Below are 24,298 nucleotides of genomic sequence, written 5' to 3' on the forward strand. Positions count from 1 at the left end.
ACCGGCCGGCTGGTTTCCGCAAGTGAAGCACGCTGGCAGCGCGAAGGTGGCAGGAAAAGTGTGTAACGTCCGCCCCATTTTCCGGATGTTATCAAAGATCCGAGGGGGCTCGGCGTCATGCCATTCGTTCTTACTGTGACACCCATTGCAGCAAGTGTTCCCGCATGTCGCCGGCCCTGGACACAAGGCGCCCTTCAGCAATGAATTTCTCACGTATTCCCTGTATGAGAGTCCTCACACATACTCCCCCTCTGCTTGTGCTGCACATGGCCCTGCTCACCCTCGCCGCTTCAGGAGCCGACCAAAATTCCGAACTCTGGGGTGCCTCGGGAGAAAAGTGGACCCCGGCCAGCCGGCTCCCTGACTTTTCCCAAGCAGGATACCGCAGAGGCGAAGAGCTATACCGCATCCCGAAGAAGACCGTCTCCGTCAAAGACCTCGGCGCGAAGGGTGATGGGAAAACGGATGACACCAAGGCCTTCAAGAAGGCCATCTCCGGCCCGGACAAACTGGTTCTGATTCCGAAAGGGCGATATGTGCTCTCGGACATGCTGGAGATCACGGAGCCACGCGTCGTGCTGCGTGGGGCGGGTCCGCTGGAAACCGTGCTGTTCTTCACACGCCCACTCCAGGAGATCAAACCCGCCACCGAGCAGACAGGAGAAGGGAAGATGACATCGGTGTATTCGTGGAGCGGCGGCCTCATCAGTGCGAAGGGGGCACAACCACCCACCAAAGGCTCGCCAGTGGAGGTGACCGCCGAAGCAAAGCGCGGTGACATGAAGCTGACGGTAGGCTCGCACCGCTTCAAAGTAGGAGACGAGGTCATGCTGGTGGTCACGGACACAGCCGAGCAATCGCTGCTGCACTACCTCCATCGGGGTCAGGGAAAGGACATCCGCTCCAATTGGAAGAAGGTGAATTCCCAGGTATTCCGGGTCACTCAGGCGGGCGCCAAGGAAATCACGCTGGACCGGGGGCTGCGATTTGATGTGAAGCTGGAGTGGATTCCCAATGTCTGCCTGTTCAGTCCCGAGGTCACCGACGTGGGCGTGGAGGAGTTGGGCTTTGAGTTCCCTGCCCAGGCGTACAAGGGTCACTGGGAGGAGGTGGGGTACAATCCCATCGAGTTCACCCGCAATGTCGCGCACTGCTGGGTCCGCAATGTGCGTGTGTGGAATGCGGACAGCGGCCCTTTCATCTCCGGCTGGTTTTGCTCCGTGGATGGCATCTTGTTCGGCGCGGATGCCGGTCGCAATTTCGCCGGTGGGATCTCCGGCCATCACGGAGTGACGTTCGAAGGAAGCGACAACCTGTGCACGAACTTCAAGTTCGAGACAAAAATGTTTCACGACGTGACCCTGCAAAACGGCGCCATGGGAAATGTCTTCTCGAAAGGAAGCGCACCCGATTTCAATATGGATCATCACAAGGGTGCGCCCTACGAGAACTTGCTCACCGACATCGATGCAGGCGAAGGAACGCGACTCTTCCAGTCCGGCGGCGCGGGCGGCTACGGGAATCACACCGCCGCGGGAGCCACCTTCTGGAACATCCGTAGCAAGCAGCCGACGAACTGGCCGGAGCAGTACTCCCTGGATGCCATGAATCTCGTGGCAATGAACACTCAGGGTGCGGAAGTGAAGACGCCAGATGGCCGATGGATGGAATCCATCCCCCCAGGCAGCATCGCGCCGGCGGATCTTCATCTTGCGATGCGGCAGAAGCGTCTGGGCCCTCGTGCGCCCGCCACAGTGGCAGCGGCACCGCCTCGGAACGGTGGAGTGCAGCAGTGGAAAAGCACGGACGGACGAGTGATCGAGGCGCAGTTCGTCGGACTCCAGGGCGACCAGGTGACCCTGGTGCGGGGAGGCCAGTCGTTCGTCGTTCCGATGGTTCGACTGGCACCGGAAAGCCAGGTACAGGCGCGCAATCTGGCAGGATCAAATCCCACGCCGTGAATCATCACGGCTCCGGCCCCCCGGACCGCATTCAGGTCCTCTGCACGCTCAACCTCAAGACATCACCCTCGACCTTCACCACATCATCGGGCGGCACACTAGGTGCTCTCGTGCCAGTAAGTACATGACTCCGTCGCAAAAAATCACTTTTTTTGCGCTTCCGGGACGTCACTTCTCGCATGTAGCCATGATGAAGACTTGCTCCATACGATGGACCTCCTTGATGGCCGTATCGCATCTGGCCATGGTCACCACGTTCGCCACGGCGGCGGATCAGAATTCGGAACTCTGGGGTGTGGCTGGGGAAAAATGGACACCGACCAGCCGTTTACCGGACTTTTCCCAGGCGGGTTATCGCAGGGGCGAGGAACCCTACCGCATTCCAAAGGAAACCATCTCCGTGAAGGACCTCGGCGCAAAAGGCGATGGGAAGACTGATGACACCGAAGCATTTAAGAAAGCCATCGCCAGTGGCCCGGACAAACTGATACTGATCCCGAAGGGAAGGTATGTCCTCTCGGACCAACTGGAGATCCGGCAGCCTCGTGTGGTATTGCGGGGTGACGGCCCGCTGGAAACAGTGCTGCTCTTCACGCGTCCGCTCCAGGAGATCAAACCCACGACCGCCGCGACCGGCGATGGGAAGGCGACCTCCGCCTATTCATGGAGCGGCGGTCTCATCAGCGTGGGAGGCTCACCACCCCACAAAGGAACAAAGCTGCCGGTGACCGCGGAAGCGAAACGTGGCGACCTGAAGCTGACGCTGGCAGCACACAGCTTCAAGGAGGGCGATGAGGTGTTGCTGACTGCGACGGACACCTCTTCACAATCACTCTTGGCCTATCTGCATCGCGGCCAGGCGACGGATCTCAGCCCGAGTTTTAAGAAAGTGATCTCCCAGGTCTTCCGGGTCACCAAGGCAGATGCCACGGAACTTACGCTGGACCGGGGCCTGCGGATGGATGTGAAGCTCGAGTGGGCGCCCACTGTCTGTCTGTTCAGCCCCGATGTCATGGACGTGGGGGTGGAGAATATGGGTTTTGAATTTCCTGCCGAGGCGTACAAGGGCCACTGGGAAGAGGTGGGATACAATCCCATCGAGTTTTCCCAGTATGTGGCGCACTGCTGGGTCCGGAATATACGGGTGTGGAACGGGGACAATGGCCCATTCATCTCCGGCTGGTTCTGCACGGTCGATGGCATCCTCTTTGGCGCCGATCGCCGGCGAAACTTCACCGGCGGCATTTCCGGTCACCACGGCGTGACGTTCACCGGATCGGATAATCTGTGCACCAACTTCATTTTCGAAACCATGATGTTCCATGACGTCACCGTGGACCACGGGGCCACGGGCAATGTCTTCTCCCGGGGACGTGCCATGGACTTCAACATGGACCACCACAAGAGCGCACCGTACGAAAATCTCTTCACCGACATCGATGCAGGCGATGGGACGCGGCTCTTCGGCTCCGGAGGTGCTCCTGGCAGGGGGAACCACACCGCCGCAGGAGCCACCTTCTGGAACATCCGCAGCAAGCAGGGCGCGGACTGGCCGGAACATTTCAAGCTGGACGCCATGAATCTGGTGGCAATGAAGATGCGAGGCAGGGACATCAAGACTCCCGAAGGACGGTGGATAGAAACTATCCGTCCGGGTGGCATCACACCACCGGACATCCATCTCGCGATGCTGCAGAAGCGGCTGGCTGGTCGCACTCCCGTCGCCGCCTCCGCTACTGTGGCATCTCCCGCAGGAGGTGTGCAGTCATGGAAGAGCGCGGATGGACGGACCATCGAGGCCCAGTTTGCCGGGCTTCAAAACGACCAGGTGACGCTGTTGCGCTCAGGAAAGTCGTTCATTGTTCCACTGGTACGCCTTGCGCCCGAAAGCCAGGATTTGGCACGCAAGCTGGCAGGCGGCACTGGGAGCCCTTAGACCCCATGGGAATGTCGACCCGGAAGTTTCAGCGAGATTAAGAGTTTGTTTGCCTACCTAATTTCTAAAGGACGACTGTGTAGTCGCAACGCGTTGGTTCTGCTAAGAATGTCGGAGCTGGCAAAGAAAAATTCCACCCGATCCCACCAAGCTTCCTTTTCTGAGTTGAGGCTTTTTGACAAGATATCTCGCATGAGCCCTCGGTATGAGCAGTCTCATGAACACGTCCAGATCGGAGAAATGCGGGCGTCTTATCACCGCCGCCCTGGACCATGCGCCAGAGGATCGGGAGGCTTTTCTGAGACTCGCGTGTGGCGCAGATGAGGGCCTCTTTGCCGAGGTAAAGAGCCTGCTGGCAGCGCACGAAGCGGCCTCCGAGAATTTCCTGAAGGGGTCCGCAATGGCAAAACTTCAGCGAAGGCAGGGAGCGGAGGAAACGGTGAAGCTACAGGATGCCTCCCAGGATGAGTCATCCATCTTTCCCCCAGGTGAGAAACCTGGCGAGCGGATCTGCAACTACAAGCTCCTGCAGCCTATCGGCGAGGGCGGCTTCGGCACGGTTTGGATGGCGGAGCAGGAGCAGCCGGTAAGGCGGCGCGTGGCGCTCAAAATCATCAAACTGGGAATGGATACCAAGGAAGTGGTGGCGCGCTTTGATCAAGAGCGTCAGGCCCTGGCCCTGATGGACCATCCGAATATTGCCAAGGTATTCGATGCCGGAGCCACCGAGCTCGGGCGTCCATTTTTTGTCATGGAGTTGGTACGCGGGGAACGCATCACGGACTACTGCGACAAGCAGGAACTCTCCATCACGGATCGCATCGGGCTTTTCATCCAGGTCTGCCACGCAGTGCAGCATGCGCATCAGAAGGGCATCATTCACCGGGATCTGAAACCCTCCAATATTCTTGTGACGGTGAATGATGGTGTGGCGGTGCCGAAGATCATCGACTTTGGGGTGGCAAAGGCGACCCAGGGGACGCTCACGGAGCGCACGCTTTTCACGAGGTTTGACCAGATGATTGGCACGCCAGTGTACATGAGCCCTGAACAGGCGGAAATGACCTCGCTCGACGTGGACTCGCGCAGTGACATTTACTCTTTGGGCGTGCTGCTCTATGAACTGCTCACCGGCCACACCCCGGTGGACTATGCAACCATGGCCCGCGCAGGGGTGGATGAAATCCGCCGGCTCATCTGCGAAGTGGATCCTCCCAGACCCTCCGCAAAGCTACGAACCCTGAGCGAGAAGGACCTCACCACCACAGCAAAGCGACGGCACGCGGAGCCCGTGAAGCTACCCGGCGTGGTGCGTGGAGATCTGGACTGGATCGTGATGAAGTGTCTGGAGAAGGATCGCAAGCGTCGCTATGAAACAGCCAACGGGCTGGCGCTGGAACTGCAGCGGCACCTGAATAACGAGGTCATCATCGCCCGACCGCCCACCACGCGGTACCTGCTGGGCAAGCTCATCAAGCGCAACAAGCTCGCCTTCGCGGCCGGGACGGGCATCGCACTCTCGCTTGTGGTGGGGATTGTGGCCAGCGTGTGGCAGGCCGTGCGCGCGACGCGAGCTGAGAAGGCCGCCCATGCCGAGGCACAGCGTGCCACCGCCGCGGAGAAGCTGGCGGCCACCCGCCTGAAGGCGATGACCATCGAGCGGGACGAGAAGGAAACCGCGCGACGCGAAGCCGAGGCGGTTTCCAACTTCATGAACGAGATTTTTCAGCGCAAGGGATCCCCTCGTGAAGGACGGACCGTCACGGTGGCCGAACTCCTCGACCAGGCCGTGAAGAAGGTGGATACCGATCTCTCCAAGCACCCCGAGCTACAGGCCAAGCTGCGCCACAATCTCGCAGACAATTTCTACTCGCTGGGCCTCTATCATGAGTCGATCCCGTTGTATGAGAAGGCTCGGGAGTATTGCCTTGCGACCCTTGGGGCGGAAGACCTGCGAACCCTGGAAGTCTTGATGGATTTGGGCAGGGCTTATATTGACGTCGGCCGCAAGAACGAAGCGCTGAAGATTCGTGAGGAGACACTCGCTGCCTGGCGCAAGCGGGAAGGCGAACACCACTCCAGGACCCTGCTGGCGACGAGGGACCTGGCTGAATCCTACTACGCCTGTGGCCGCCGGGATGAAGCCCTCAAAATCCTCGAGGATGTCACTCCCAAAATTCGTGAGGCTCTCGGTTCGGACCACAGCTATACCCTGTCGTCCCTGGGGGTTCTGGCCATGGTGTTGCAAACCGCGAACCGGCTGGATGAAGCGGTGAAACTCCGGGAGGAAATTTATCAATCCCGGCTGCGCGTCGGTGGTGCCGAGCATGCAGACACCCTCTGGGCCATGAACATGCTCGCGGGGGTATATATGCTGACTCATCGCGAGCATGAAGCCTTGGGCTTGTATGAAAAGTGTGTGACATCGTTTCGCAAGAGTTACACCCCGCAACATCCCTGGACTCTGAATGCGATCACCGCCCTGGCGAAATGTTATGGATCCCTTGGGCGACATGAAGAAGCCGCCAAGCAACTCGAAGCATCCGTTCCAGATTCGCGAAAGGTGCTGGGCAACCGTCATCTGGACACCTCGCGCGCGATCTCTGCACTTGCTGAGTCCTTCATCAAGACCGGTCGTTACGGGGATGCTTTCGACTTGCTCAATGAGCTCGAATTCGAAGGATCCGGATTCACCTTTTATGCCATGAAGCTGCGGGCCATGATAGCATGGTCCGCCAGTGGATCCGATCGCGCCAAGTTCCACCAGCGTCTGCTTCAATGGGTCGCCGATACCAAGAGTGGCTACAATGCCGAGCGCGCCGCCAGGTTGATTTGCCTCTACCCGATTGACGACCTTTCCATGCGGGAAGAGATCCTCGCCCAGGCCCGGAATGCAGTCAATCCCCGGGAAAACAACAAGGGGCACTGGCCCCGATATCAAATGACCCTCGGCATGGCTGAGTACCGCAGCGGAAACTACCCTGCTGCCGAAGCAGCCCTGACAGCGGCGGTAGAGACTGCATCCGACGTTCTCAACGGCCAGGGGTCAAGTGTTGCGATGGGCGCCTCTTACTACCGGGTGATGTGCCTCTTCCAACAGGACAGGCAGCCTGAAGCCCATGAACTCTTCACCACCACCGAGGCGAAAATGAAACCACTTCCCCCTGAAGGCAAAATTTCGTTGCTCGACGTCGACATCCACTACGACGATATCGTCCTCTGGCTCGCCTACAAAGAAGCACGCGCCATGCTCCAAACAACGGCAACACCCACGAAAGCACCATGACCAACGCGTGCCCCACCATGGCTCATCGTCGCACCGGAACGCGCCTGTCATGCGACAGCCGATCGCGGAACCATCAAAGCTAGCCCCACAAGGCATGCCCGAGATCACCTTGTTGCTGGAATCGATGAAGCGTGGCGAACCCCACGCGGCGGACGCGCTGATGCAGGAGGTCTACGAGGAGTTGCGGCGGCTGGCACGCGCCAAGCTGGCACGCGAATCATCCGAGCACACACTGCAATCGACCGCACTGGTGCACGAGGCGTGGATGCGATTGGGTGATGCGTCCTTTGAGAATCGGGCCCACTTTTTCAGCGCCGCGGCAGAGGCGATGCGACGGATCCTCATCGACCGCGCGCGGCGCAGAATCTCCGCAAAGCACCATCCTGCAGCCGGACATGTGCCGGTGGACGACCTGGATATCGAGGCGCCTGGACTCGCGGAGGAAGAGGAGCTCCTTGCCGTTCACGAGGCACTCGATGCCCTTTCCCAGCACGATGCACGCGTCGCAGAACTGGTGAAGCTGCGCTATTTCGTCGGACTTACCATCGACGACACTGCGGATGTCCTCGGCATCTCCCCCGCAAGCGTGAAACGTGAATGGACCTACGCCCGGGCCTGGTTGTTCCGGAACATGTCGGCGCAGTGACAACCCCTGGAGCCAACAGCGTCTCATGCCTCCGTGGCACCTATTGAGAAAATCAATGAAGCCTTGTCCATTATGTATTGGGCACGATCTTAATTCCCGGTACGGTGCCCACCATGGCAAATGCGCGCGATGAGATACTTGAATGGGCCCAACAGGGGCACATCCCACCGGAGCATATGCGCAGCGCCTTGGAGAAGTCAGGCGCCCTGCCAGATGAATCACAGTGGAGGACCTTTTTCGACAAGGTGCTCCTCTCCATGGGCGCCGTCCTCTTGGGCGCGGGAGTCATCTTCTTCTTTGCATACAACTGGCAGGATCTGGGGCGTTTTGCCAAGTTCGCTCTTGTGCAGGCCCCCATCCTCGCGGGGCTCGCCGTAGTGTGGAAGCTGGGAATAGATGGTGCCCCAGGGAAAGCAGCGTTGATCACCATCACGCTGCTGGTGGGGGCCTTGCTCGCCTTGGTGGGACAGACCTACCAGACTGGCGCAGATACCTTTGAACTTTTCGCGGTATGGGCATTGGCCATCCTGCCATGGACGCTGGCAGCGCGATTCCCGGCCCTCTGGCTCATCTGGCTGGCGCTGGTGAATGTGGCCATCGGCCTGTACTTCAACACCACAGGGCGCATGCTTGGCATGGCGTTCCGGCCTGACAAACTGATGTGGGTGCTCTTCGGCTTCAATACGATCGCGCTGGCCGTTTGGGAAGGACTCGCCGCGGCAGGCGTCACCTGGCTGCGCGAGCGCTGGGCCATGCGCGTGATGGCCGTCGCCAGTGGCTATCTGGCCACATCGCTTGCCATGCATGACATCCTCGATTCGCCCCGGGGCTTCCCTGGAGGGTTGATCGCATGGTTTGCCTGGATGGTAGTCTCCTTCTGCGTATACCGCTATGTGGTGAAGGACCTCTTCGTACTCGCCGGAGGCCTCCTGTCGCTCATTCTGGTAGTGGTGACGGCCATCCTCAAGGAGACCCGCTTCGACTCCGCAGCCGTGTTCCTTGTCATTGGTCTGATCGTGATCGGAATATCGGCGGCCGGGGGATGGTGGCTGAAACAAGTGGCCAGTGAGGAGGAAAGCGCATGAAAACCATGACCAAAAACGAACTCTGGTCCCAGCTCCAGCATAGCGCCCTTGTCCAGGGAGCCATGCCTGAGCAGCATGAAAAGCACAGCCCATGGTTTGTGCGAGCGATGCTGGGTGTCGCGGGATGGATTGGAGCCTTGTTCCTTGTTGGTTTCGTCGTGACAGGGATGGCAATGGGCATCAAGGAAGTCGGAGTGTATTGGTTTATCGGACTCCTTGCGTGTGGCGGTGCAGCGGTCCTTTTTCACCTGAACCGGCGTGGAGACTTCGTGTCTCAGTTTGGCCTGGCTGTCGCCATCGCGGGTCAGATTCTGATGGTGGCTGGCATGTCGCAGTGGTGGGAGGATTCGTCGTTCACTGCCGCGCTGTCCGTCGTCTTCGTTCAGCAGTCGTTGTTGTTCTTTTTTCTGCCGAACTACCTGCATCGCGTATGGGCGGCTGGAACCGCCACGCTGGCCTTGGCCTTCGTCATGGGCAGGGCGGATCTGTATGCTCTTGTGTTGCCGCTGCTCACCGCCGCGCTGGCGGTGGCATGGCTTCACGAGTTCGAACGCCCCAGACAGGGGGACATGATTCGAGCCTGTGGCTACGGCATCACATGCACAGCATTGCTCATGAGCTACATGAACCCGGGTGACTGGCTTGACTGGCGCACTCACTCCAGCGTGCCCACGGACCTGGCGATCCTGCAGGTACGCAGGTACATGGGCCAGGGTCTCATCATCATGGTGATCATTGGTGCTGCGATATTGCTGCTCCGACGCGAGATGGTCGCACTCACCTCAGGCAAGGGGAAGGCAGCGCTCGCACTCGCGATCGTCCTGGCACTCGCCTCCACCCAAGCGCCAGGCCTTGCTCCTGCTTCGCTGATGCTTCTGTTGGGTTTCGCCAATGGCAATCGCGTCCTCACGGGCCTCGGAGTCGTGGCACTGCTCTCGTATCTCTCGTACTATTACTATGCACTCCATGCCACGCTGCTGGAGAAGTCCGTGCTCATGATGCTCACCGGCATTGCCTTGCTCAGCCTGCGGTTTGTCTCGCTTCGCTGGTGGCCGACACTCAAGAAGGAGGAACCAACCCATGCGTAAGTGGATCATCATCCTGACCGGCGTTGCGACGCTGGCCCTCGTGAACTGGACCATCACCCAGAGAGAAAATCAGATCACGAATGGCAAAGTCGCGCGCCTGGAGCTCGCTCCTGTGGATCCCCGTTCCCTCATGCAGGGTGACTACATGGCCCTGCGTTTCCAGCTTTCCAATGAAGTGCAGAGAGCGATAACGGAAAAAAAGGAAGATGCGCAGGATGGCCACCTCGTGGCGAAGCCCGATGCCAACGGCATCACCCGGTATGTCCGACTTCACGCAGGCGAATCGCTTGCCCCGGACGAGTTCCTCCTGCGCTATCGCGTGCGGGATCACCAGGTGAAGTTCGCAACCAACGCATGGTTCTTCCAGGAGGGTCACGCAAAGATCTATGAGGGCGCACGCTATGGGGAGTTCCGCGTCTCTCCTGCTGGCGAGATGCTGCTGGTAGCCATGCTTGGCAAGGATCGGGAAAAGCTCGGGCCGGCACTCCCCTCGACCCCATAATTGAGGTCTTCGACCTTGCCTCCACAACTGGTGATATCACCCACCCGTAGCTTGAAAATAAGCCCTCTCCAGCCATTTCCTGCGGGTTGGACTTTCCACCGGTGAGCAGAAGTTCTCCGGGCTCTCTCTCAGGAAATCGACCACCTCCGTGCAGCCTCGCAGAATCTCTGCGCGGTACTGCTCACGATCGAACAGGAAGAGCTTTCTCCCCTTCGCGTAGTAGGCCTTCCAAAGGGTGCATGCACCTTCATGCACCACACGCACACCGCGATAGATGCGGTTGCAACCCGCATGGCCGCATGCGCAGGTGAAGATATGGAAGTCACCACTGAGGCGCGTGGAGTCGAGCAGGTTCACTGTGCATATGGCCGAGCCGTATGGTGTCCCACCATCCACCTTCAGCGTGAGCCACCGCTCGTTCGGATTCTCCACCCGCAGTTCCAACTTGAGGGTGGACACCTTGCCGCCCAGCAACCTGACATAGTCCTGGAATGTGCGGGGAGCCAGTAGCGCGGCGTCACGCTCAACATTACGAGAGAGCATGTGCTCCATGGTTTCGGCAGGGAGAGGAGCGTTGGATTGCTGGATGCTCATGGAAAGGCTCCGGACGACGACCATCCCGTGAAGGGTGGGCTCAGGCCATGGAACTGCCAGGGCGATGGTGCTTTCGTGCTGACTCAGCAACCCGCTCCAGTGTATGCGGGCGCTCCCACCAGGGGGGAGTGCTGTCATGAAAGAAATGGTGGGCAGGGGTGGGTTCGAACCACCGTAGGCGTAAGCCAGCGGATTTACAGTCCGCCCCGTTTGACCGCTCCGGCACCTACCCGAAACTTTTTCAGCCGCTCCGTGAGAAGCGGGGAGAAGTTGGTACCGAGGAAGCAGGGTGGACGCAAGGGGAAAGTTGAGTTTTGGAAAGGCGTTTTGAGAAAAAGTGAGGTTGAGGGTTCTCGCCACCACCCGGAAGCCATGCTGGACGGGCATTTTTGCCTTCTGCCGTTCCGCAAGTCACACAATTGGAACGTGATGACAGGCCAGACGTATGATCAATTTGGGAGTCTCGTTTCAGGCTCCCGAAGGCGGCGGCACGCTCCCTGCTACCACCCGCCCTTGCCAATTCCGACAAAAGATATATGCTGAATGCCCTTTGTCCCCATGCCTCGCGGTTTGGGTCACAAGGGAACACTCACCCCTCCCCATAAACCGACGAGATGACAAAGCATCCCTATTACGACCTGCCGATTCCCAATGAAGGCTCTCTCCATCGCATGGAGCTCGAGCGTGACGCCTGTGGCGTGGGATTCGTGGCCAAAGTCGACGGGACCCGCAGCCATGAGATTCTGGAGCTGGCCCTCGGTGGTTGTTGCGCCGTAGTGCACCGCGGCGCCATGGAGGCCGACATGAAGACGGGTGACGGCGCCGGCGTGCTGGCGCAGATCCCCCACAAGATCCTGCTGCCGGTGGCCAAGGAAGAATTCGGCGTGGAGCTGGATCACCCGCTCGACCTCGCAGTGGGCGTCTTTTTCCTCCCGCAGGACGAGCTTCAGCGCATCAAGATTCAAACCGTGGCCGAAGGTGCCGTGGCAAAGCGTGGCATCCGCATCATCGGCTGGCGCAAGGTGCCTGTGAATGCCAACGAGCTGGGCACCAAGTCCCTGCAGACGATGCCGTACATCATGCACCTGCTGATGGCACGGCCTGAAGGCATGGATGACGGCCCCTTTGAGCGTGCGCTCTACATGGCGCGGCGCGAGCTGATTCTGAAGTCCCGCTCCATGGGTCTGGCGGAGTTCTACGTGCCCTCGATGTCGCACAAGACGATCATCTACAAGGCACTCGTGATCGCCACCGCGTTGGGCAAGTTCTACCAGGACCTGCAAGACGAGCGCTTTGAGACCTCGCTGGCCATCTTCCACCAGCGCTTCTCCACGAACACCTTCCCCACCTGGGCACTCTCCCATCCCTTCCGGATGCTGGCGCACAATGGTGAAATCAACACCGTGCGTGGCAACCGCAACTGGGTGGCCTCCCGTGCGAGCGACTTCGAGCACGAGTTCTGGGAGAACGAAGAACACCTCCTCAAGAATCTCTGTGCCGTGGGCCAGAGCGACTCCGCGAGCCTTGACGCTGCGCTGGAGCTTCTCGTGCTCTCCGGCCGCGACCTGACGCATGCCATGTCCATGCTGGTGCCGGCAGCCTATGGCATCGACCCGACCACCACGGACGAAGAGAAGGCCTACTACGAATACCATTCCTGCTTCAGCGAGCCTTGGGATGGCCCCGCCGCACTCGTCGCCACGGATGGCGTCAGCATCGTGGCCAGCCTGGACCGCAATGGCCTGCGCCCCTCCCGCTACAAGCTTACGGAAGACGGCATCTTCGCCCTGGGTTCCGAAGTCGGCATCATCCCGCTGGATGACCGCAAGGTGATCAAGAAGGGACGTCTCGCTCCCGGCGAGATGATCGAAGTGAACACCCTGAAGGGTACCGTCACCTCCAATGGTGAAATCAAGGCGCAGCTCGCGGCCAATCAGCCCTACGGCGAATGGCTCAAGGCGAACCGCCACGATCTCACCAGCCTCGCTCCCCATGCTCCAAAGGAAGAGCTCGATATCCTGAGCCTCTCCCAGAAGCAGGTCACCTTCGGCTGGAACAAGGAAGAAATCGACATGGCCTTCGCCCCCATGCTGGCGAAGGGCGAAGAAGTCATCTACTCCATGGGTGATGACGCGGCTCTCTCGGCGCTGTCCAAGCAGCCCAAGGTGCTCTTCACCTACTTCAAGCAGCTCTTCGCGCAGGTCACCAACCCGCCGATCGACCCCATCCGCGAACGTGCGGTGATGTCCCTCGATGTGGTGCTGGGCTGGCAGCGCAACTGGTTGGCGGAAACGCCCGAGCACGCCAGCGTGGTGCACCTGAAGTCCCCGTTCCTCTTCGAGAACGAGCTGGAGAAGCTGAAGAATCTTGAGAACTTCCCCTGCCGCGTGCTCGATACCACGTGGGCTGTCTCGGAAGGCACCATCGGCCTGCGCAAGGCGGTGGAACGCCTCTGCGCGGAAGCGGAGAAGGCGGTGGAAGACAACGTCCGCATCCTGATCCTGAGCGACCGCACCATCGACCACAATCGTGTGCCGGTGCCGTCTCTCATCGCGACAGGCGCGGTGCATCATCATCTCAACCGTGCGCAGAAGCGCATGCGTTTGTCCATCGTGGTGGACACGGGTGAAGCCCGCGACACGCACCAGATGGCATGCCTCTTCGGCTTCGGCGCGAGCGCGGTGTGCCCGTACCTCGCGTTTGAAACTGTGCAGGAAGTGCTGGACGCCGACAAGACGGCTCGCAAGCCGCTGTACACGGACCTCGACTTCGCCAAGCTGCTGACGAACTACCGGAAGTCGCTTGAAAAGGGCGTGCTCAAGATCATGTCCAAGATGGGCATCAGCGTGCTGAGCAGCTACACGGGCGCACAGATCTTCGAAGCGGTGGGTATCGGCAAGGAAGTGATGGACAGCTGCTTCACCGGCACGCCATCGCAGATCGCTGGCATTGGCTTTGATGAAATCGCGGAGGAAAGCCTCGCGCGCCACGCCGCAGCCTACACCACGGCGGTGCCGGAAAGCGGCCCCATCGAGCTTGCTGACCCTGGCTTCTACCGCCCGCGTCGTGACGGTGAGCTGCACAGCGTGACCGGCCCTGTCATCAAGAACTTCCACACCTTCGTGAAGTCCGGCAAGCCGGAGGACTACGACAAGTATGTGAGTTCGCAGCTCGAGAACCGCCCTGCGGCTCTGAAAGACCTCTTTGAGTTTGTGCCAGACAGTGGCGGCCCCATTCCGCTCGACGAAGTGGAACCCATTGAAGACATCCGTGTGCGTTTCACCACGGCGGCCATGTCCCTTGGCGCCATCTCGCCTGAGGCACACGAAGCGCTGGCGATCGCGATGAACAGCATCGGCGGCAAGTCGGACTCCGGTGAAGGCGGTGAAGACCCTCGTCGCTTCAAGCCGTATGAGAACGGCGACTGGGCGATGAGCAAGATCAAGCAGGTGGCGAGCGGACGCTTCGGCGTCACTGCCGAGTACCTCGCGAACGCCTGGGAACTGGAAATCAAGATGGCGCAGGGAGCCAAGCCTGGTGAAGGCGGCCAGCTGCCGGCCATGAAGGTGAGCGGCCTCATCGCGCGTCTGCGTCACACGCAGCCGGGCGTATCTCTCATCAGTCCGCCCCCGCACCACGACATCTACTCCATCGAAGACCTCGCCCAGCTCATCCATGACCTGAAGGAGGCGAACCCGCGCGCCCGCGTGTGCGTGAAGCTCGTCGCCGAAACGGGTGTAGGCACCGTGGCTGCCGGTGTGGCCAAGGCGAATGCGGACATCATTCTGGTCTCCGGCCACGAAGGTGGCACCGGCGCGAGCCCGCTCTCCAGCATCAAGCATGCAGGTCTGCCGTGGGAACTCGGTCTTGCCGAGACCCAGCAGGTACTCATGCTGAATGGCCTGCGTGACCGCGTGACGCTCCGTACAGACGGTGGCCTGCGCAATGGTCGCGACATCGTGACCGCCGCCATCCTCGGCGCGGAAGAGTTCAACTTCGGCACCATCGCCCTCATCGCACTCGGTTGCGTGTACGTGCGCCAGTGCCACTTGAACAACTGCCCGGTAGGTGTGGCCACCACGGATCCGAAGTTCCGCCAGAAGTTCAAGGGCAAGCCTGAACACGTGGTGAACTTCTTCAACGCGGTCGCTGAAGAGACACGCGCCATCATGGCGCAGCTCGGCGTGGCGAAGATGAACGACCTCATCGGTCGTCCGGAATTCCTCAAGCAACGCGTGGTTCCCGATCACAAGAAGGCGAATCTGCTCGACCTCTCCCGCATCCTTCGCGATGTGGGCAAGGAGCTCGGCCAGGATGCCCCGCGCATCTGCCGCGTGAACAGCAACGAACGCATCAACCACCACCCGCTGGATGACAAGATCATGCAGGCGGCGCAGGTCGCCATCAGCGACAAGCGCAAGGTGAACCCGCTTCGCTACAAGGTGAAGAACACGGACCGCAACATCGGCACCAAGCTGGCTGGCGAAATCGCCTTCCATCATGGCAACCATGGCTTGCAGCCCGGCACCGTGGAAGTGAACTGCGAAGGCAGCGCGGGTCAAAGCTTCGGCACCTTCCTCTGCGGCGGCGTTTCGCTGAACCTCACCGGTGAAGCCAACGACTACGTGGGCAAGGGCCTTTGCGGTGGCGAGATTGTGATTCGTCCTCCGGCGAAGACGCACCCGACCTTCCAGACGCACGAGAACAGCATCGTGGGCAACACCCTTCTCTACGGCGCCACGAGCGGCTCGCTCTTCGCGGCAGGCCGTGCGGGTGAACGCTTCTGCGTGCGCAACTCCGGCGCTACTGCCGTCATCGAAGGCATCGGTGACCACGGTTGCGAATACATGACCGGCGGTGTGGTGGCGGTGCTCGGAAGCTTCGGCAAGAACTTCGGCGCTGGCATGAGCGGCGGCGTGGCCTACCTGCTGGATGAAGCGGGCATGTTCGCCAAGTTGCACAACCCTGAGATGATCAAGGGTGGCGCACTGGAAGCAGAAGACGACGTGAAGGCGCTGCAGGCGCTCATCTACAAGCATCTTGAGAAGACTGACAGCCCCCGTGCCAGGGACATCCTGGATCGCTGGGATCACTTCGGCCCTCTGTTTGTGAAAGTATCACCCAAAGTGGAGCCGGTGGCGGTGCCGGGGGAGGATGAACCCCCGTCTGACGATACGCTTGGCGCCAAAGCCCAAGCCGGTGTCGCTGCGTGACGGGACTCATCTCCAAACTTGCCACGATTTGCTTCGGCAACGAGGCAGGGGCCACCGTCTGGAATTCACAACTCAGTAAAAACGCCCCTCCCGCGCTGGGTGCCACGCCCACGCAGGAGGGAGTCTATTTCTCCTGCTACTCACGTACCGCCCAGGCGGTGGATGTGTGCCTGTACGAGCCGCTGGAGCCCTCCCGCGAGACACAGCGAGTGCGCATGCAGCGGGACCACAATGACGTGTGGCATGCCTTCGTGCAGGACGCGAAGGCGGGCGCGCTCTACGGCTTCCGCGTGCATGGGGCATGGGACCCGCCGACGGGGCGCTGGTTCAATCCCACCAAGCTGCTGCTCGATCCGCATGCCAAGGCAATCCACGGCAGCACGAAATGGAATGCTCACATGCAGCCGGCCCGCAAGGACGGCACGCCGGATTTCCGCGATAATGGTGCCGTAATGGTGAAGTCCGTGGTGATCTCCGATGCCTTTGACTGGCAGGGAGACACCCAGCTCAACACGGCGTGGAGCGACACAGTGGTCTACGAGATGCATGTGAAGGGCTTCTCCGTGCTCAATGCCGCGGTGCCGAAAGACACTCGTGGCACGTACGCTGGCCTGGCACATCCGGCCTCCATCGAATACCTGAAGAATCTTGGCATCACTGCGGTGCAACTGCTGCCAGTGCATCAGCACGTGGATGACGGCTTCCTGCTGGCCAAGGACCTCACGAACTACTGGGGGTACAACACCGTGGGCTTCTTTGCCCCGCACAGCGAATACGCTGCCGCACGTGAACCGCAGAAGCAGGTCGATGAATTCAAAGCCATGGTGCGTGATCTGCACCGGGCGGGCATCGAGGTGATTCTGGACGTGGTGTACAACCACACCGCCGAAGGGGATGAGAATGGCCCGGCGCTCGTCATGCGCGGGCTGGACAACCATTCCTACTACCTCCTCAACGGCGACAGCCGTGTGGTGAACTACACCGGCACGGGCAACACGGTGAATGCCGCCTCCCCCGGAGCGCTGCGCATGATCATGGACAGCCTGCGCTACTGGGTGACGGAAATGCACGTGGATGGCTTCCGCTTTGACCTCGCAGCGACCATGGGCAGGCGCGGCGAGCTGTTTGATACGCTGGCACCCTTCTTCCTCTCCATCGCGCAGGATCCCGTGCTGAGCCGCGTAAAGATGATCGCCGAGCCCTGGGACATTGGTCCGAATGGATATCAGGTCGGAGGCTTCCCGAAGCCATGGCACGAGCTCAACGGCCGCTTCCGGGACAAGGTGCGGCGTTTCTGGAAGGGTGATGAAGGTGCGCTGGCTTCCTTTGCCAAGCGCATCAGTGGCAGTCAGGACATCTTTGGCCCGGCAGGCCGTTCCCCGCTGGTGAGTGTGAACTTCATCACTTCCCACGATGGCTTCACACTCCGTGATCTCTGGAGCTACAACCAGAAACACAACAAGGCCAACGGCGAGGACAATCGCGACGGCGACAATCACAACGACAACTGGAACTGCGGCGCCGAGGGCAATACGAAGGACCCCATCATCCTGAGTCTGCGCCGCCGCATGGTCCGCTCCTGCCTGGCATCGTCCTTCTGCGCGCTCGGTGTGCCCTTCCTCACGATGGGCGATGAACGCTGGCGCACCCAGAAAGGAAACAACAACGCCTACTGCCAGGACAACGACATCAGCTGGATGAAGTGGAGCACGGCGGGTGATGAAGGGAAGATGCTCGAGTTCACACAGAAGCTGATCCGCTTCCGCATGAGCCGGCCCCACTTCCGCCGGCAGATGCACTACAATGGCCGCATCAATCCGCTCACCAAGCGCCCGGATGTGACCTGGTATGATGCAAATGGCAAACCTTTGAGCCACGATGGCTGGCATGCGGCGGGCATCCGCTTCTTTGGCATGCTGGTCGAGGCACCGGATGCTCCGCATCGTGATGAGCCGGGTGACGGAAGCGCCCCTCTCCTGCTCTTGTGGAACAACGGCACATCAGATATCTCCTTCCCACTGCCTGCCGGACGCTGGTCGGTGGTGTTTGACACATCGCGTGAAGACAGTTTCGAAGCGACTGATCCTGTGACCAAAACGATGACCAGCGCGATGCGTTCCGTGGCATGTCTCATGCTGCTTGAGTAACTCTCTCCCCGGTGTGGATGCCTTCAGTGCATCTCCCTCCCCTCACCTCCCTGCATGCGAAAGACCAAGATCCTCGTCACCCTCGGCCCGGCCACGGAGTCCGCATCCGTCATTGAATCCCTCATCCGGCGCGGCGCGAACATCTTCCGGCTCAACATGAGCCACGCCTCGCACGAATGGACGCGCACCGTGTACCAGCGCATTCGCGAAGCAGCCACAGCCCTGGATACCGACGTGGCCGTGCTCATGGACCTCACCGGTCCCTCCATCCGCACTGGTGACCTCGCCGCTCCCTGGCAGCTCAAGACGGGTGATGTGGTGGAACTCCGCACGGATGCCACGCTGCCCGCCACCACGGAACTCTCCACCACGGTGAACTATCCCGGCATCACCAAGGATCTGAAACCGGGAGATCCTATCGCTATCGATGGCGGCATGATCCTGCTGCGCACCACCTCGACCAACACCCACCGCGTGCAGACTGAAGTGGTCACAGGCGGCGAAATGAAATCACGCCGTCATATCAATCTCCCCGGCGTCGATGTGAATCTGCCGCCTCTCACCCGCAAGGACTACGCGGACCTGGACCTCGGCGTGGAAATGGGCGTGGACTACTTTGCCCTGAGCTTCGCGCGTGAGCCGGCGCACATCCAGCACCTGGAACTGCTGCTGGAACAAAAGAACTCCCAAGCACGCGTCATTGCCAAAATAGAAAACCAGCAGGCGCTCAAGAACCTCGACGCGATCGTGCAGGCGTCCAAGGGCATCATGGTGGCGCGTGGGGACCTTGGCAGTGAATGCCCCCTGGAAGACCTGCCCATCATCCAGCGAGACATCATCGAGCGCTGCTCCTACCACGGACGCAAGGTCATCGTGGCGACACAGATGCTGGAGAGCATGATCGAGAACCCTGTGCCGACGCGCGCGGAAGTTACGGACATTTTCAACGCAGTCACGGAGCAGGTGGACTGTGTGATGCTCAGCGGCGAGACGAGTGTAGGCAAGTACCCGGTGAGCTGCGTGGATGTGCTGGATCGCGTCATTTCGAAAACAGAAAAGCGCTATCCCAGTGGCCGCTTCGCCAGTGACGCTCCCCTGAAAACGAACAAGCACAAAGCCGTGAAAGCCGCCGTGCAACTCGCGAACAGCATTCCTGGATCACGCCTGCTCGTGTTCACCAAGGGCGGCGTGACGGCGCACCTTCTCGCACACCAGCGGCCGGAAGCAGCGCCCATCTATGCGTTCACCGAGAATCTCGCGGTAAGTCGCGCGTGCATGACTGCCCGCGGTTTGTTCCCCTTCGTGATCGAGTTCTGCGCAAAACCTGCGGAGACCATCGAGCGCGCCATCACCTTGCTGCGCAATCGCAAAGCCCTGGTGAAAGGTGACCCCATCGTCATCCTCAGCGACGTGCTGCACGATGAACTCGTAGTGGATTCGATTTTGCTGAGAGAAGCGTAGAGCCCTGCCGCAACGCTCCGAACAAGCCCGTCCGCGCGATTGGCGAGACTCTCGGGAAATATTTTTTCGTCCCCCACGGTAATCGCGTGCACCGGTGATCCCATCCTTGAGAGGAGCGGTTGCGACGGCAATCCTAAAGGTCAATACTCCTCATGAATATTGCACTCAATTCGAATTGAGGCTGTTGCAGGTGCTCAGCCTCCAATCCGCGGCGCATGAACGTCGATGACTCGGGTTTTTTACAGATCGCTCCGTCCGTCTGGAGGAAGCATCAACATCTTGGTAGACCTGACGAGAAAATTGATTTATCATAATTTCCATATATGAGTTGCGCCATGCTCTACCAGCTCAAATCTATGAAATCCGAACCTGCTCTTCATGGGAAGTGCCCAAGGGCCAGCGCTGGTTTCACCCTCATCGAAATCAGCCTGGTCATCTCCCTGCTCGTCAGCCTCCTCGCCGTGATTTTTTTCGGTCTCGATGTTTTCCGACAAGGTTCCGATCAGGCGACGTGCCGAATGCAACTGGCTTCAGTGCAGAAGGCCGTTCGCTCGCACGCGAACCTGAACAACATGAAGTTTACGGATCCTCTCCCTGAGGACTCAGTGGTGTTCGGTGGTGGTTCGCCGCTGCTTGCCGTAAAGCCGGAGTGTCCCGCTGGCGGTCTTTATACCTGGCTGAATGCCGTCCCTGCAATTGGCGTTCCGTACGGTGACTGCACCGGCACGACCCCGATCCACACCCTGACTGGCAGCGTGGCTGACTGGTAAGGCGCCCCCGGTGGGAGGCTGCTCATCACTTTGTTTCTTCAGGTTGCATCACCTTTCCGGCGAAGAGCACGCCATTGGTTTTGTCATCCATGATGAAGAACAGGAAGGGGCGCTCCGCGAGGAAGAGCTTTGGCTCGGCCACCGGCAGCCGCGCACCCGTTGGCATCATGGTGACTGCTGTCGCTGCGGCTGCTTCCGTTCCCTCCTCCGCGACCTTCACCCAAGCCTTGTGAATCACCTTTGCGATCTTCAGGGACTCCTTGCACATGGCACCGAACTCCGCGTCATCGCTGAAAGCGCGCGCCATGCCCATGGCAGCCAGGGCATCCTCCAGCCCGAGTCTTGCACTTACTTCAAATCGCGGGAGCTGAACTACGACCTCGGGCTCGTTCTTCAACCCGGCCAGGATGGCATTGAACTTGTCTCCTCCAAGGTATCCTGATTTGAGCAGGGAATCTGCCTTGCGTGGGAGCACGATGATCATTGAGGCGGCACCACCTTGATACGGCAAACGCACTGCCTGCAGTTCGGCATTCTCCATGTAGGCAAGCGGCATGCTCTTCCGCATGGATTTGGCCTCAAGCGTCTTTCCCGTGGCAAGAGTGAAGGCGCGGGGCGCGGTGCTGTTGCCATCGAAGGGACGCAGCCATTTCGCCTTGAAGTACACGGCATTGGTCAGGACCAGCCGGGTATCCGGGCGGATGTCATCCGGTTTGAGCAGGTCCTTGATGCGGTCCCCCGTCTCCTGCGAAACCCAGGAGTTGATTCGAGTCCGCGAAGCGTCCGGCTGATTGGCAAAATCCACAGTCTCCAAGCCAGCGCCATAGGCCTTCTCAGTGAGCTTCAGGAAGCCCTCTTCAAAGGGTAGCCCCTTGTTTCCCCACAGCCGGTTCGCAATGCGAATCTCCACTTTCCCGGAAGCTTGCAGCGCCTTGCTCCACGCGCCGACCTGCTCGTGCACGCCGGGGCTCTCCGGCAGATGCAGCGCCTTCCGCATTTGTGCGAGGGTTTCCTTCTCCGCGCCTGCCGAGGTCATGGTCAGCGCGGACCAGATGCTCAGCGGCGAGCAGGCAAAATTCTCCTCACCACCCTCCACCTTATCCAGCAAGGCGAAAGCAAAAGCATTGTTGGATTTTGCAGTATCCATAGCATCTGCGGCGAAGGTTTCTCCAGGTATACCAGCACATGCCCACAAGACTGCTGCGATTCCTTGCATCCATCTCATGTGCCGGCGAAATGCAATCGGCTCCTGATTCGGTCGCGCTTTCATCCCGCCAGCATGCGGAACGCTGCTGTCACGAGCAAGTAAAATGCGGCTGCATCGCAAACCCGGACCAGCAGCTACTTCACCGCGACCGCCAGCACCGTCTGGAAGTTCGGGCTTTTCGCCTCGCGATCCACAATGCGCACTTCGATCTGTTTGAAGCCAGCGTGCTCCAGCATCTCGTGCATCTCCACTTCGGAGAAGCCCAGCCAGACATCGGCGTAGAGCACACGCGCCTTTTCGAAGCTGTGCTTGAGCAGATCCAGGATCACGATGCGACCGCCGCTCTTCAGCATGCGATGAGCGGCGGCGAGAGCGTTCTCTGGCTTCTGCGCATGATGCAGGGCCTGGGAGAAGATGGCGATGTCCACCGTGCTCTCCTTGATGGGTGGAGACTCAATGTCGCCGAGCCGGTAGTCCAGATTCGTGTAGCCATGCTCCTTCGCGAGCTTGGAACCGTAGGCCACCATTTGCTCGGAGTTGTCCACGGCGATGACCTGCTTTGCGTGAGGGGCCAGCATCTGGGAAAGGGTGCCCTCACCCGCACCGAGATCGGCAATGACCACCTGGGGCACGAGGTGCATCAGCATTTCACCAAGACCTTTCCAGGAGCGTCCCGGCACGTACTGCCTGCCGAACTTCCCGGCAAGCGCATCGAAATAGGTTTTGGCGGTATCCTGACGTTTGCGGCGCACCAGCTTGAGCGCGGTCTGGTCCCGCTTGGCCTCACGAAGCTCCTGCGCTGCGGCATCCAGCAGAGCCAGGAGGTGGGCGTGGTTTTCCATTTCCTTCGGCCGGGGGCTCTCCAGCTTGTAGAGCCGGTTCTTGCCTGAGCGCCTGTCGTTTACCAATCCAGCCTCCTTCAACCGTGCAAGCTGGGCGCTGATGTTACTCTGGCCCAGAGCGAGGATCTCCTGCAATTCCGCCACGGAAAGCTCCTCCTGGCGCAATAGCGCGAGCAGGCGGACACGGGTGGCATCGCTGAGCAGGGCAAAGGATTTGAGGATTGACGACACGGCAGTGAGAGGTAACATATCAACGTATCATCATTCGTCCATACGAAACAGAATCCACCATGTCACGCTCGTTTATCTTCTCCTCCGAGTCCGTCGGCGAAGGCCATCCCGACAAAGTTTGCGACACCATCTCTGATGCCATCCTCGATGCATGCTTGAGCGTCGACTCCAAGGCGCGCGTTGCCTGCGAAACCTTCGCCAAGAGCAACATCGTTGTTGTGGGCGGTGAAATCACCATCCCAAAGCTGCAGGACAAGAAGAAGGGCACCACGAAGCCGATCGATGAAGTGATCAACGTGGGCAAGGTGATCCGTGATGCCGTCCGCGGCATCGGCTACACGAACGACGACGACGTCTTCCACGCCGACAAGATTTTCATCAACAACTACCTCACCATCCAGAGCCCCGACATCGCGCAGGGCGTGGATGCCGCCGGTGCGGAAGGCAAGAAGCACGAAGAGCAGGGTGCAGGCGACCAGGGCATCATGTTTGGCTACGCTTGCGATGAGACCCCCGAGCTCATGCCGGCGCCCATCATGTACGCACACCGCCTCGGCCGCGAGCTGACGAAGATCCGCAAGGCTGGCAAGGCCGCCAAGTGGCTGCGCCCAGATGCGAAGAGCCAGGTCTCCGTGGAATACGGACCGGACGGCAAGCCCACCCGCATTGTGAATGTGGTCATCTCCACCCAGCATGCCGCCGACGCGACGCACGCTGAGATTGAGAAGTTCTGCATCGAGCAGGTCATCAAGAAGGTCCTCCCGAAGGGCATGCTGACCAAGGACACCGAGTACCTGATCAACCCGACCGGCAAGTTCGTGGTGGGTGGTCCTCAGGGTGACAGCGGCCTTACCGGTCGCAAGATCATCGTCGACACCTACGGCGGCATGGGCCGTCACGGTGGTGGCGCCTTCTCCGGCAAGGACCCCTCCAAAGTGGACCGCAGCGCCGCCTACATGGGCCGCTGGGTTGCCAAGAACGTGGTGGCTGCCGGTCTCGCCAGCAAGTGCGAGGTGCAGTTCGCCTACGCCATCGGTCACCCGCTCCCCGTGAGCGTGCATGTGGACACCTTCGGCACCGGCACCAAGTCGGATGACGCCATCCTCGACGCCATCCTCAAGGTGTTCTCCTTCAAGCCCGCGGACATCGTGAAGCAGCTCAACCTGCTCCGCCCGATCTACTCGAAGTCCACCAACTACGGCCACTTCGGCAAGGACGACGCAGACCTGACGTGGGAAACCACCAGCAAGGCCGCGGCGCTGCAGAAGGCAGCGAAGTAAGTTCCTCCCACGGAGTTCTCTTCGAGGCCGTGTGACTTCCGGGTCACAC

The 24,298-nt window shown here is 60.1% G+C and carries 15 protein-coding genes and 1 tRNA gene; 12 read left to right on the plus strand and 4 right to left on the minus strand.

Going from position 1 to position 24,298, the window contains the following annotated elements:
- The first annotated feature begins 266 nt into the window (after nt 1-266).
- From DES53_RS29915 to DES53_RS29945, 7 genes are all read left to right on the plus strand, one after another.
- Nucleotides 267-1,961, plus strand: a complete 1,695-nt coding sequence (locus DES53_RS29915; protein ID WP_170157536.1) for a glycosyl hydrolase family 28-related protein — start codon at nt 267-269, stop codon at nt 1,959-1,961.
- Between the two features lie 187 nt (nt 1,962-2,148).
- Nucleotides 2,149-3,897: a glycosyl hydrolase family 28-related protein gene (locus DES53_RS29920; RefSeq protein ID WP_211325737.1), complete on the plus strand. Its 1,749-nt coding sequence runs from the start codon at nt 2,149-2,151 to the stop codon at nt 3,895-3,897.
- A gap of 217 nt (nt 3,898-4,114) precedes the next feature.
- On the plus strand, nt 4,115-7,183 hold the full coding sequence (locus DES53_RS29925; protein ID WP_211325738.1) for a serine/threonine-protein kinase: 3,069 nt from the start codon (nt 4,115-4,117) through the stop codon (nt 7,181-7,183).
- A gap of 94 nt (nt 7,184-7,277) precedes the next feature.
- Nucleotides 7,278-7,829 (plus strand): sigma-70 family RNA polymerase sigma factor, encoded by a 552-nt coding sequence (locus DES53_RS29930; RefSeq protein WP_113962019.1) that lies wholly within the window; start codon nt 7,278-7,280, stop codon nt 7,827-7,829.
- A 113-nt stretch (nt 7,830-7,942) separates the two neighbouring features.
- Nucleotides 7,943-8,914: a DUF2157 domain-containing protein gene (locus DES53_RS29935; protein ID WP_113962020.1), complete on the plus strand. Its 972-nt coding sequence runs from the start codon at nt 7,943-7,945 to the stop codon at nt 8,912-8,914.
- Nucleotides 8,911-10,002 (plus strand): DUF4401 domain-containing protein, encoded by a 1,092-nt coding sequence (locus DES53_RS29940; RefSeq protein WP_113962021.1) that lies wholly within the window; start codon nt 8,911-8,913, stop codon nt 10,000-10,002. Before DES53_RS29935 ends, DES53_RS29940 begins: the two co-directional genes overlap by 4 nt.
- Nucleotides 9,995-10,504 (plus strand): GDYXXLXY domain-containing protein, encoded by a 510-nt coding sequence (locus DES53_RS29945; protein WP_113962022.1) that lies wholly within the window; start codon nt 9,995-9,997, stop codon nt 10,502-10,504. Before DES53_RS29940 ends, DES53_RS29945 begins: the two co-directional genes overlap by 8 nt.
- 36 nt (nt 10,505-10,540) lie before the next feature.
- Here DES53_RS29945 and DES53_RS29950 read toward each other — a convergent pair whose 3' ends face one another.
- Both DES53_RS29950 and DES53_RS29955 read right to left on the minus strand, forming a co-directional pair.
- Nucleotides 10,541-11,236, minus strand: coding sequence for a hypothetical protein (locus DES53_RS29950; protein WP_147263716.1), 696 nt, complete (start codon nt 11,234-11,236; stop codon nt 10,541-10,543).
- Between the two features lie 8 nt (nt 11,237-11,244).
- A tRNA-Tyr gene (locus tag DES53_RS29955) sits at nt 11,245-11,330 on the minus strand.
- A gap of 382 nt (nt 11,331-11,712) precedes the next feature.
- Between DES53_RS29955 and gltB the strand changes: the two genes are divergently transcribed.
- From gltB to DES53_RS29975, 4 genes are all read left to right on the plus strand, one after another.
- Entirely contained in the window at nt 11,713-16,311 is a 4,599-nt protein-coding gene (gene gltB, locus DES53_RS29960) for a glutamate synthase large subunit (RefSeq protein ID WP_113962024.1), read from the plus strand.
- The gene (glgX, locus tag DES53_RS29965) at nt 16,308-18,458 is read left to right on the plus strand and encodes a glycogen debranching protein GlgX (RefSeq protein WP_113962025.1); all 2,151 of its coding nucleotides are present in this window, start codon (nt 16,308-16,310) and stop codon (nt 18,456-18,458) included. Before gltB ends, glgX begins: the two co-directional genes overlap by 4 nt.
- Before the next feature lie 54 nt (nt 18,459-18,512).
- Nucleotides 18,513-19,919 carry a pyruvate kinase gene (gene pyk / locus DES53_RS29970; protein WP_245958294.1) on the plus strand — a complete coding sequence of 469 codons (1,407 nt, stop codon included), beginning with the start codon at nt 18,513-18,515 and terminating at the stop codon, nt 19,917-19,919.
- A gap of 335 nt (nt 19,920-20,254) precedes the next feature.
- Nucleotides 20,255-20,689: a prepilin-type N-terminal cleavage/methylation domain-containing protein gene (locus DES53_RS29975; protein ID WP_170157538.1), complete on the plus strand. Its 435-nt coding sequence runs from the start codon at nt 20,255-20,257 to the stop codon at nt 20,687-20,689.
- Nucleotides 20,690-20,714: 25 nt separating this feature from the next.
- On the opposite strand, the gene DES53_RS29980 is transcribed toward DES53_RS29975, so the two are convergent.
- Complete coding sequence (locus DES53_RS29980) at nt 20,715-21,836, minus strand: serpin family protein (protein WP_170157539.1); 1,122 nt, start codon at nt 21,834-21,836, stop codon at nt 20,715-20,717.
- A gap of 194 nt (nt 21,837-22,030) precedes the next feature.
- The gene (locus DES53_RS29985; protein WP_211325739.1) at nt 22,031-22,969 is read right to left on the minus strand and encodes an ArsR/SmtB family transcription factor; all 939 of its coding nucleotides are present in this window, start codon (nt 22,967-22,969) and stop codon (nt 22,031-22,033) included.
- Nucleotides 22,970-23,028: 59 nt separating this feature from the next.
- Between DES53_RS29985 and metK the strand changes: the two genes are divergently transcribed.
- A complete protein-coding gene (gene metK, locus DES53_RS29990) occupies nt 23,029-24,249 on the plus strand; it encodes a methionine adenosyltransferase (protein ID WP_113962030.1) in 1,221 nt (406 codons plus the stop codon).
- Nucleotides 24,250-24,298: the final 49 nt, after the last annotated feature.

The sequence above is a fragment of the Roseimicrobium gellanilyticum genome, assembly GCF_003315205.1.
GTDB lineage: Bacteria > Verrucomicrobiota > Verrucomicrobiia > Verrucomicrobiales > Verrucomicrobiaceae > Roseimicrobium > Roseimicrobium gellanilyticum.

Bases quoted from the DNA above. Each gene is read 5' to 3' on its own strand.
- DES53_RS29915 (WP_170157536.1), top strand. From the start codon at position 267: ATGGCCCTGCTCACCCTCGCCGCTTCAGGAGCCGACCAAAATTCCGAA.
- DES53_RS29920 (WP_211325737.1), top strand. From the start codon at position 2,149: ATGATGAAGACTTGCTCCATACGATGGACCTCCTTGATGGCCGTATCG.
- DES53_RS29925 (WP_211325738.1), top strand. From the start codon at position 4,115: ATGAACACGTCCAGATCGGAGAAATGCGGGCGTCTTATCACCGCCGCC.
- DES53_RS29930 (WP_113962019.1), top strand. From the start codon at position 7,278: ATGCCCGAGATCACCTTGTTGCTGGAATCGATGAAGCGTGGCGAACCC.
- DES53_RS29935 (WP_113962020.1), top strand. From the start codon at position 7,943: ATGGCAAATGCGCGCGATGAGATACTTGAATGGGCCCAACAGGGGCAC.
- DES53_RS29940 (WP_113962021.1), top strand. From the start codon at position 8,911: ATGAAAACCATGACCAAAAACGAACTCTGGTCCCAGCTCCAGCATAGC.
- DES53_RS29945 (WP_113962022.1), top strand. From the start codon at position 9,995: ATGCGTAAGTGGATCATCATCCTGACCGGCGTTGCGACGCTGGCCCTC.
- DES53_RS29950 (WP_147263716.1), bottom strand. From the start codon at position 11,236: ATGACAGCACTCCCCCCTGGTGGGAGCGCCCGCATACACTGGAGCGGG.
- gltB (WP_113962024.1), top strand. From the start codon at position 11,713: ATGACAAAGCATCCCTATTACGACCTGCCGATTCCCAATGAAGGCTCT.
- pyk (WP_245958294.1), top strand. From the start codon at position 18,513: ATGCGAAAGACCAAGATCCTCGTCACCCTCGGCCCGGCCACGGAGTCC.
- DES53_RS29975 (WP_170157538.1), top strand. From the start codon at position 20,255: ATGCTCTACCAGCTCAAATCTATGAAATCCGAACCTGCTCTTCATGGG.
- DES53_RS29980 (WP_170157539.1), bottom strand. From the start codon at position 21,836: ATGGATACTGCAAAATCCAACAATGCTTTTGCTTTCGCCTTGCTGGAT.
- metK (WP_113962030.1), top strand. From the start codon at position 23,029: ATGTCACGCTCGTTTATCTTCTCCTCCGAGTCCGTCGGCGAAGGCCAT.